This is a genomic window from Armatimonadota bacterium (assembly GCA_039679645.1).
In the GTDB taxonomy this organism is placed as follows: domain Bacteria; phylum Armatimonadota; class UBA5829; order UBA5829; family UBA5829; genus UBA5829.
This window is the reverse complement of record JBDKUO010000051.1, coordinates 1-9,814: the sequence shown is the minus strand read 5'-3', so window position 1 is coordinate 9,814 and position 9,814 is coordinate 1. Positions and strand designations below refer to the sequence as shown.

The following is a 9,814-nucleotide window of genomic DNA, read 5'->3' as shown; positions in this document are numbered from 1 at the left end:
GACAAGAGAATCGATCAACTCAAGCTATGTTGATGCCGCCTTGGGCGGCTCATAAATGACGAACAGATAACCGCTTTGAGCGGTTCCTATATTCCAAGCCTCCGGCTTTGCCGGAGGTTACTGACTGCCTTTGAAAAGTCGGTGACTGGTGAAATCCTCTGTCACAATATTCAACCCGCTTGCTTTTGCAACCGTGCTGATCAACTCGGCGAATGTGGCGTTCTTGACGGTTTCCGGCTTATCGATATCAATTTTGGCTTTTAGTTTCGGGCTGTTCCAGTTTTCACCCGAGTATCTGTCGAGTGGAACCATAGCGGGGTTTGCCATATCATCTTTCAGGGAGGGGCAGGTTATTTCCTTGGGGCGAGGCGGCAAGCCAGGTATTTTCCCGTCAAGCGAGTAAGCCCCCATATTTACCCAGCCAGAACCCCACGATGTCTGCGTATACATAATGGGACCCAAAAAGGCCGATAAGCTCGTATCGCCCTCTTCGCCCTTGTCCACTAGCTTGATCTTTACTGCAGCGCTATCGATATACTCGGCAGTCGGAGAAGGCAAATCGTGGTTGTCTACCTTTATATTATTGACGCTTTCGGCATACATCTGCTCAATGATGTCACGGTAAGCAGGGTCGCTGCCCTTAAAGCTGAATGTCTCGCCGGCAAGCATACGGTCTTCCGAGTCTTCGCCTAGAGTGGCGATGAGCAGTGCTGCTCTCTTGATGTCTTGTGCAGTGTGTGACATACCGTCCGGCCAGGTGATTTCATTGGATTTGCCGTATGCTTTCAAAGCTTCCCACTGCCATTTGGCATTTGCAAGTCTTGACTCGTGCCTGCTCTTAAAGAAATCGTCTATCTTCTGCTCTTCCTGCTGCCTGCGATATATCCGATAGGTCTTGGTGCTGTTGTCGCCTATCTTTTCGGATGCAAACCATGTGTGAGTGGAATCGGCTATTGCACGCAGGAGCTTACCCAGAGGCATATCTTTCACGCATACAACAAGTGGTATGTCGCGTACGCGCCAGTCTTTTGTATTTCGCCCGCAGCCGATAGGTACTCCGCTGATTCGGCTGAGATCATCGGTGACCACATGCAGCCGCTTATAGCCGCTGTCGTAAGTGATCTTTTGAGATAGCCTGGTGTCGATTTCGCTTGTTGATGCGGCTGTTGACGAGATTGTGCTGGGGTCGACACTGGTCTTGCCTTGAGAATATGAGGCAACTGAGATGCTTGCAAGCATCAGTATAAATGTTAACTGCAAAGCCTTTTTCATAAATCCCCTCCGTATATGTTCTATTAGAACAACCCCGGTTTTCTGGAGCTTATTTCAATCGACTAATGCCAGTTTGCTTATTCTTTTATTGCCAGTTCGAAAGCCTCGAAGTATGTCTCAAACGTGCCTATGTCGCGCCGGACCTCTTTTTCTCCTAGGGCTACGCACCACACCTCGCTTCCGCCTGCGAGCATGCAGCCGATTGAGTCTGTGATCTGATATTCGCCGTTTGCACCGATAGGTGTGCGCTCGATACACTCGAATATCATGGGATCGAAGGCATATCTGCCCGCTATGGAATACTCACTTGGGGCATCCTGGGGTTTGGGCTTTTCGACTAGCCCGTCTATCTCGAACTCAGGGGCAACCGAGCGCTTGGGTTTCACGATCCCATAACGTGAGACCTCATCGAGCGGGGTCTTCTGAACCACTATCACACCAGATGCATTTGTGCGCTCATATATATCCAGCACTCTCTTGAACGGAAGCACATCCTGATCCGTGGTGATTATGGAGTCGCCAAGCACGACTGCGAACGGGTCGTCTGCCACCCAGTCCTTAGCGCAATAGACAGCGTCGGCCAGGCCCTTTTGCTCAGCCTGGAAGGTATAATCAAACCGCACGCCGTCAGCCTGATCGCCAAAATGAGTGCGAATCGCAGTCTTGTCTTCGGATATGACGAATAGAACCTGCGTGATCCCAGAGGCAACAAGTTCATCGATAATATATTCGAGAACTGGTCTTTTCCCGAGTGGAATAAGCTCTTTGGGGACGGCTTTAGTGAGGGGGAGAAGTCTGGTGCCTTTTCCCGCGGCGGGTATTACGGCTTTAGTGATTTTTCTCGGCCTGCCGGATACGGTGTTCAAAATGTCCTCGTGGAAGTTGGATGAAGATGGAGCCGACGGAGGGATTCGAACCCACGACCTGAGCTTTACGAAAGCCCTGCTCTACCAACTGAGCTACGTCGGCCAGCCAGTGTCTTGATGACAAATGGTGCCGAGGGCCAGAGTTGAACTGGCGACACGCGGATTTTCAGTCCGCTGCTCTACCAACTGAGCTACCTCGGCACGACCCGGGCTTATGTCGCAAGTCGGAGGCTCATATGAACCTCCGACCAAATGGCGGGGATGACGAGACTTGAACTCGCGACCTCCTACGTGACAGGCAGGCGCTCTAACCAGCTGAGCTACACCCCCATGGTGGGCGAAAAGGGACTTGAACCCCCGACATCTTCCTTGTAAGGGAAGCGCTCTCCCAACTGAGCTATTCGCCCTCGATTGAGCAATCAGCGCCACAAATGTGCATCACTCTGACAATCGCGGCTCTCTGGGTGTCCTACTCCTCCACGCAAGGTTAATTATAACAAGACGCCTCTTATGATGTCAACCCAATTGCCCGCAAAAATCCGCAGCAATTGTATGTTGTGCCGAGCCCCTATTTTTTCAGCCCCTCTTCATATATCCGGGTTGCCTTGGCATGTATATCGGCTATGCGCTTCACATCTACTTTCCACTTTCGATCATAGGTCATGTAGCCGTTAAGCTCAGTTTCGATGTCATTGAGCTGCACATAACACTGGCCGCATATAAAGCCTGACCTTGCAGTATCAACGACATTTTTAGCGTAACCTTCATACCATGCTTCATCCGGTTTATCAAAATCGTTCTGCACCCATTCACTGCGAACAATGGGCTCACCATGATAACTATTGTCCGCTATAGGCATTAGAGGCCAAGAAGGCTCCGTGTCGAGCGTGCCGCTTGCCCAAGATATAATCTCCTCATTACTATGGCCGTGAAGATCGTATATATCAGTTGTTACATGCAAATAGCCGCTGTTATCGATAACAGGCCGGGTCGGGTCAAGACTTTTCAAGAGCTGATATGCTTTGGCGTATGACATAATCTGGTTTGCTTCTTTGCCGGTATGCATCCACCACTCATTGCAGTAGGTCCAGGTCATAATGCACGGATGGTTGTAGTCTCGTTTGATGGCGCGTTCCCAGACTGCGTTTGCAATATTTACCGCTCTCTCGGAAAAGTGCCCTTCAGCCGCATTCGCCATCTCTCCCCATACCAGCAGACCCATCTTATCGCACAGATACAGGAAGCGCGGGTCTTCCACCTTTTGGTGCATCCTGATTCCATTCAAGCCGAGTTCTTTGCACCACTGGATATCCTTGACATAGTCTTCCGGCGACGGCGGAGTCAATAGTCCGTCCGGCCAATATCCCTGCACCAAGGCCATATTGAGCCAGACCGGTTTGTTATTGAGCAGAATCTTGTTGCCGTCAATGGAGATTGTTCGGATGCCGAAGTAAGACTGCACTTTGTCTACAGGCATCTCATTTTGCAATACCTCAAGGCTCAGATCGTAGAGCGCGGGATTGTCGGGCGACCAAAGCTCTGCGTCAGGCATTGATATACTCAGCTTTGCATGTTTGTTAACTACAGAGGCCGACGCGACTGTAATTTTCTTGCCATCGCGCAAAACACTTGCCTTTACTTCACTTCCGCCGGATACATCTACTGCAATATCAGCCCCACGCGGTTCCAGCCTGGGTGTAATCTTAAAAGACTCTATGGCGCTCTCCGGCACAGCTTCCAGCCAAACCGGCTGCCATATGCCGGTTATATGCGTGTAGTGCCAGCGATTGAGTCCGGCAGGGCGCTGTTTACCGCGCGGCTGAGCGGGGTCAGTCGGGTCGTCAAATACTCTGACTACAACTTCATTATCGCCATCTTGCAGGAATGGAGTGATATCGAAGCTCATCGGCACATAGCCACCCTCGTCCTGTCCCGCTTCTTTTCCGTTGATCCAGACTGTCACTGCGTAATCCACCGCGCCGAAATTGAGCCGAACTCGCTTACCTGCGAACCCGGCGGGCACTTGAAAACTTCGCGAATACCACACTACCTTATGAGGGTCCGTTTCGCCAATGCTGGAAAGCTTTGTCTGATAGGGGTAGGGGACGTTTATTTTACGGTCGAGCTTATGTCCGGCGAACCATTTTTTACTCAGACCCGCATCCTTATCATCGAACGCAAAATCCCATTTGCCGTCAAGGCTTACCCAGGCATCGCGTCGAAAATCCGGTCGGGGATAGTTCAAATCGGCACTATTTGCGTGGCATATCGTGGCAGCAAGCAGGCAGCAGCAAGCCAGCGGAGCGATCATATTAATGTTCACAGCGTCTACCCTCAATCAGACCCAGCGGTCGAATATCTCTTCAAACTCTTCTCTGCTTCCGGCTTCCCTTACAGGGGAGAATGTGATGATGGTGACAGTATCCATGGGGGTAACTACGCGGTCGTATATCCTCGAAAGCAGGGTCATCACGTCCTCGGCGCTGCGAAACTCCAGGTTCTCTTTTTCGATGTCCATATTGGTTAGGTCACCGGTCTTCTTAACCACGACATCATCTATTATTGCCGTGAAGAGTTTCTGGCGTACCTGGTATCGCCGACCGACGGTGATCCAGATGATCTGGCCGCTCTGGTATTTATTTGACTTGTCGCCGAGCCTTATAGTGGCGCTCTTGCGTCCCCGCATCAGGGCATCTGCGTAAAGCTCGGGATAGAAGTTTATGGCGAACATATATTACTCCATATAAGTAATGCAGCCATTGTAAACCCCACTGGGTAGGCTGTCAAGCAGGCATAGGCTGCAGCATCATTATAAGTATATTTGCCCTTTCAACCACGCTTTTCACATCATCTATTTTGAGTATGTCAAAACGAAGGGCCACTCCGCAATCGCTTGATAGTTTGCGCGGCGTAGGGATCAATTTACACTCCAAACCGGCGGCCTTGAGCACATTCTCCGCCCGGAAAGCCGATGATGTGGTGTGGAAGGTCATTACTGCGTAGCTCACCTTGACGCAATCTCCTCTACTGCCTGAAGAGCCAGGTCTATATCCTGAGCAGTTGTCATCGGGCCAATACTAAAGCGGATCGTGCCGTCAGCAAAGGTTCCGATAGTTTTGTGAGCGGCGGGAGCGCAGTGCAATCCTACGCGGCACATTATTTTATACTCTTCATCGAGAGTCAGCCCGACATCCGAGTTCTCATGCTCTGCTATAGAAAATGAGACCAAGCCTGCCCGGCGTTCATCAGCACGGGGCCCGTATACTCTCACTTTTTCTATTTCCATAAGGCCGGAGACAAGCCGACGCATTAGATCATCATGATGCGCGCGGATATTATCAAGCCCGCGCTCTGCGATCCACCGGGCGCCCGCTCCCAGACCGGCGATGCCCACACCATTTGGTGTCCCGCTCTCGAACTTGTCCGGCAGAAAATCCGGCTGTTCCTCGGATGACGATGCGCTGCCCGTTCCTCCTCGCATTATGGGGTTTATCTCTGACGGATTAACCGACTCACCTATAACCAGCCCGCCTGTTCCCTGGGGGCCCAACATCGCTTTGTGACCAGTGAAAGCCAGTATGTCGATTCCCATGGACTGCAAATCTATTTTCTCGACACCGGCAGTCTGTGCGGCATCAATTAGGATCTTTACTCCAGCATTGTGAGCCGCCTCAGTGAGTTCGGTTATGGGAAATATTCTACCGGTTACATTGCTCGCATGCACCGCTACTGCCAACTTTGCTCCGCCTGCAAGCGCCTTTTTCCAATCGGCTATGTCGATTTCTCCGGATGGGCCGCACTTCACTATTTCGAGATTAACGCCTTGTTTTTCCAGAGCGCGCAGGGGTCGCATCACGGAGTTGTGCTCGACTGATGTAGTCACCACTCTATCTCCCGGCTTGAGAGTGCCCTTCAGCGCGATGTTGAGGGCATGGGTCGCATTCATGGCAAATATAACACGCAGAGGGTCACTCACATTGAACAGCCTGGCGACGGACTCACGCGCATTATATACTATCCGGCCCGCCTCAACGGATAGCTGGTGACCTGAGCGCCCCGGGTTTCCGCCGGAGTCCTGCATATAGCTGACCATCGCTTCAATAACTGTGTCGGGCTTGGGCCATGACGAGGCCGCGTTGTCCAGATATATCATGTCCGGTTCCTGCCACTCATAACAGGAGAAGTATTGGCCTTACTCTCGATAACCGAGGAGTAAAAGCTCTCGAAGTCACTTACCATTCTCTCAATTGAAAACCCAGAGGCATTGAGTCTGGCCTTATCACCCATGCTCTTGCGCTCGGCTTCATGGGAGATAAGAAACTCTATTCGGTCCGCAAACTCGTCGGGGTCGTTTTCGGTCAGGAAGCCGTCAATGCCCGGTTGGACATTCTCGGGAATTCCACCCGCATTAGCCGCCACGACGGGCAGACCCGCACTTAGGGCCTCGCAAATCGCTATTCCCTGGGTCTCAGTGGTAGATGGGAACGCAAATGCGTCGGCGCTGGTATATATCGGTTCGATCTCATGGCGCTTAAGCATACCCGTGAATACTATTCTTCCCATAAGCCCCATTTCTGATGCATAGCTCTTTGTCTCTTCGAGAGCAGGTCCGCCTCCCACCATCAAAAGCCTCGCTTTATCATATTTCACGGATACCTTCTTGAAAGCCTCAAGGAGCATGGTGAGGTTTTTTTCGCGGGCTATCCTGCCGACATAGAGCAGCAAAAACTCATCATCCTCGATGCCATAGTGCGCTCTTGTGTCCTTGCGTGTTTTGGGGTCCGAGGGTGGAATTGCAACAACACCGGTTTTAATGACTTCGATCCGGTTTTTTATTCCGTAAGCGTGCAGAGTCTTTTCTACCGGGCTTGAGGGTACCACGACCGCATCGCAGCCCGAGTAGTACCATTTCATGAGTTTAATCAAGAAGCTGCGCGTAAAAGCCTTAGGCCGGATCGGAACATAGTGTGCATATTCAGTATAGAGCGTATGGTTTGTCGAGACCAGAGCCGCGCCGTATCTTCTGGCCCATCTGGCTCCCACAACACCCAATAGAAACGGTGTCTGAGTATGAACGATATCCAGCTTGAGTGAGGCAAACTTCCGCTGCAGTTTAGGAGCAAATGGAATAGGAAACGGATAGTCCCGCATCAGTAGAGTATGCGCGGAAGGAAACCTGAACACATCGGCCGACTCATCTCGATAGCCATTAAACGTGGGTGCAAAGATAAACACGTCATGGCCCCGCCTTGACAGCTCATCGCGCAGCGTGCACACACTCACGCTTACGCCGTTGATTATGGGTTCATAACTTTCCGAAAAAATGCCTATGCGCATGAATTACAATCTAGGTTATAAAGATATGGTGGCGATAGAATATCGCCACCAATAGTGAGTTGTTATTGAGTTAAAAGCCTTGTTTAGTCGGCGTCACTTATAGAGCGGCCATTGCTTTCCATAAAGCTCAAAACGTCGGAGAGCCTGAAACGTCGCTGGTTGCCTGCAGTTCTGAAGTGCGCGAGCACTCCTCGGTTTGTATATCGCCTGACTGTAGTCGGGCAGACGTTGAGTATTCTCGCAGCCTCTTCAAGAGTGAGCGGCGGGTCCAGAAGCCTCTGGATCAGCTCACCGCGATTTTCCTTAAATGCTTTATATGAGTTCTGTGCTACCTCTTCACCTGCGATACCGAACAGGGTCTGCAGGTGATGCGGCATACGGTCCCAGTTCTCCTGCAGATTTGGGTCCTGCCGGACTGCCGGTTCCTCTTTAGCCGTTATGACTGTCGGCTCTGCGACAGGCTGTCTAAATGAGGTCTCCGGCACATGAACAGGTTGACTCTGCTCGGTCTGCTGCTCAGAGATGATCGGACGCGGCACGCCGGTGCCTTCACTGCCGATTAAAACAGTGGGCTGGGGCTGGGTTACCTGAGCCTCATCTGTCTGTTCATCATGCTCGGATTTATGGTCCAGGAAAGAGAAAAAGTCTTCCACCGGAGAAACATCATTGTCGTCGAAGAGTCCGGGAGTATCTACGACTCGCCCGACCACAGGCTTATCCATATGCGGTCTAGGCTCACCAACTGTGCTTTCGTCTATGTCCGGAGACTCGATAGTCGCAACTGCCGACTCGGTCTTCTCCACAGCCAGGCCCTCAAGAGCAGGCTGGCTGACGGGCCTTGGCTGCGATGTTGCGCTAATCTGCTCCACAGGTTCGGTCGTTTCTTCTATTTGCACCGGAACGTCGTCCGTTTTTTTCTTTTTAAGTTCCTGAGCACTGCGTTCTACTTGCTTAAACCACTCACCCAATCTGTTATCGTAGTTGGCCATTACTCTTCCCCCTTCTCCTCAATCAGCATAGAAACATTGCGTCGCCAAAACTCAGGAACCGATATCGCTCCCGGAGCGCCTCTTTGTACGCTCTTTTTATAGTATCTTTGCCCGCAAATGCGCTCACGAGCACCAGCAGAGTTGATTTTGGAATATGGAAGTTAGTCACCAGCGCTTCCACAATCTTAAATTCATATCCGGGCCTGATAAACAGCTTTGTTGCCCCTCTGCCGGGCCTTACCTTCCGTTTTGAGACTGCCGCGCTTTCGAGGCATCGCGCAGTAGTGGTGCCGACACATACTATCCTGCCTGGCGCCGAGTTTATCGCATCGGCTGCCGTTTTGGTAATTTCAAACTCCTCAGTATGCATCTCGTGGTCATCGATATTGTCCACCCGCACAGGCCGAAATGTCGCAATTCCCACATGCAGCGTTACAAATACTTTCTTTATGCCTCTGCCGGCGATCTTATCCAGCACTTCAGGCGTAAAGTGCAAACCCGCAGTCGGCGCCGCCGCCGACCCGCCGGCATGCGCATACACGGTCTGGTAACGCTCAGGATCATTTAGATGCTTATGTATATACGGCGGCAGCGGCACCTGGCCCTCCGCCTCAATCAATGCGTCCGGGTCGCCGTCCGCGCTAAATCTTAGAATCCTGCCACCCTGTTCTGTGCGCTCTTCGACATACCCCCTCAGCCCGCCATCAAATAAAAGAGTGCATCCGACTCCGACCCGCCTTCCGGGCTTAACCATGGCTTCCCAAACACCCGGCTCCAGACGCTTCAGTAGCAGAGCCTCTACATGTCCGCCGGTCTCTTTGTGCCCGTAGAGCCTGGTGGCGGTGACCCTGGTATCATTAAAGACAATAAGGTCGTCGTCTTTCAGGTAATCGAGAATTTCAAAGAACTGCCTGTGCTCTATTGTCTGGTCTTGTCTGTTTACAACAAGCAGCCTGGAGGTATCTCGCTGCGCCAGAGGCTCCTGCGCGATCAGGTCCTCAGGGAGCGGATAATCAAACTCACTTAAATGCATATCACCATTGCGGACATATTATGTACAACTTCGCCCGCCAAAACCTATACGAAACCTACGACCTTGATTGTATCCTCAGTAAGGCGCAATGTCAAGGTTAAAGTATGTAATTTGCAGCCATATTGCTGCCATGAATTTAGCAGGCGGCGAACTGTTTATCAACAGCCGTCATAAAAATAAAGAATGCTCGGCGGGTGCGTGTCAAATCTACGGAATTTTAATAGGTAAAAGATGAGGCTGCTGGCATGAAAATGGACGGTCAACGCCGAATTCATTTTTGTGAGAAAATAAAGGAGGCGAGCCACAATCATGCCAGC

The 9,814-nt window shown here is 51.4% G+C and carries 9 protein-coding genes and 4 tRNA genes; all 13 read right to left on the bottom strand.

The window, feature by feature from the left end:
- Positions 1-117: 117 nt before the first annotated feature.
- Positions 118-1,272, bottom strand: a complete 1,155-nt coding sequence (locus tag ABFD83_10610) for a hypothetical protein (protein MEN6357518.1) — start codon at positions 1,270-1,272, stop codon at positions 118-120.
- Between the two features lie 77 nt (positions 1,273-1,349).
- Positions 1,350-2,138 (bottom strand): sugar phosphate nucleotidyltransferase, encoded by a 789-nt coding sequence (locus ABFD83_10605; GenBank protein ID MEN6357517.1) that lies wholly within the window; start codon positions 2,136-2,138, stop codon positions 1,350-1,352.
- 27 nt (positions 2,139-2,165) lie between these two features.
- Positions 2,166-2,241, bottom strand: a tRNA-Thr gene (locus tag ABFD83_10600).
- 22 nt (positions 2,242-2,263) lie between these two features.
- Positions 2,264-2,339, bottom strand: a tRNA-Phe gene (locus tag ABFD83_10595).
- A gap of 52 nt (positions 2,340-2,391) precedes the next feature.
- A tRNA-Asp gene (locus ABFD83_10590) sits at positions 2,392-2,468 on the bottom strand.
- 1 nt (position 2,469) lies between these two features.
- A tRNA-Val gene (locus ABFD83_10585) sits at positions 2,470-2,545 on the bottom strand.
- Between the two features lie 161 nt (positions 2,546-2,706).
- Positions 2,707-4,461 (bottom strand): sugar-binding domain-containing protein, encoded by a 1,755-nt coding sequence (locus tag ABFD83_10580; protein ID MEN6357516.1) that lies wholly within the window; start codon positions 4,459-4,461, stop codon positions 2,707-2,709.
- Positions 4,462-4,476: 15 nt separating this feature from the next.
- A complete protein-coding gene (locus ABFD83_10575; protein MEN6357515.1) occupies positions 4,477-4,869 on the bottom strand; it encodes an ASCH domain-containing protein in 393 nt (130 codons plus the stop codon).
- Between the two features lie 52 nt (positions 4,870-4,921).
- Positions 4,922-5,146, bottom strand: a complete 225-nt coding sequence (locus tag ABFD83_10570; protein ID MEN6357514.1) for a DUF3343 domain-containing protein — start codon at positions 5,144-5,146, stop codon at positions 4,922-4,924.
- Positions 5,143-6,291, bottom strand: coding sequence for an aminotransferase class V-fold PLP-dependent enzyme (locus ABFD83_10565; protein MEN6357513.1), 1,149 nt, complete (start codon positions 6,289-6,291; stop codon positions 5,143-5,145). Before ABFD83_10565 ends, ABFD83_10570 begins: the two co-directional genes overlap by 4 nt.
- On the bottom strand, positions 6,288-7,475 hold the full coding sequence (locus tag ABFD83_10560) for a glycosyltransferase family 4 protein (GenBank protein ID MEN6357512.1): 1,188 nt from the start codon (positions 7,473-7,475) through the stop codon (positions 6,288-6,290). The genes ABFD83_10565 and ABFD83_10560 overlap by 4 nt, the downstream gene beginning before the upstream one ends.
- Positions 7,476-7,558: 83 nt before the next feature.
- Entirely contained in the window at positions 7,559-8,464 is a 906-nt protein-coding gene (locus ABFD83_10555) for a helix-turn-helix domain-containing protein (GenBank protein MEN6357511.1), read from the bottom strand.
- Between the two features lie 22 nt (positions 8,465-8,486).
- Positions 8,487-9,497, bottom strand: a complete 1,011-nt coding sequence (queA, locus tag ABFD83_10550) for a tRNA preQ1(34) S-adenosylmethionine ribosyltransferase-isomerase QueA (GenBank protein ID MEN6357510.1) — start codon at positions 9,495-9,497, stop codon at positions 8,487-8,489.
- Positions 9,498-9,814 lie beyond the last annotated feature (317 nt).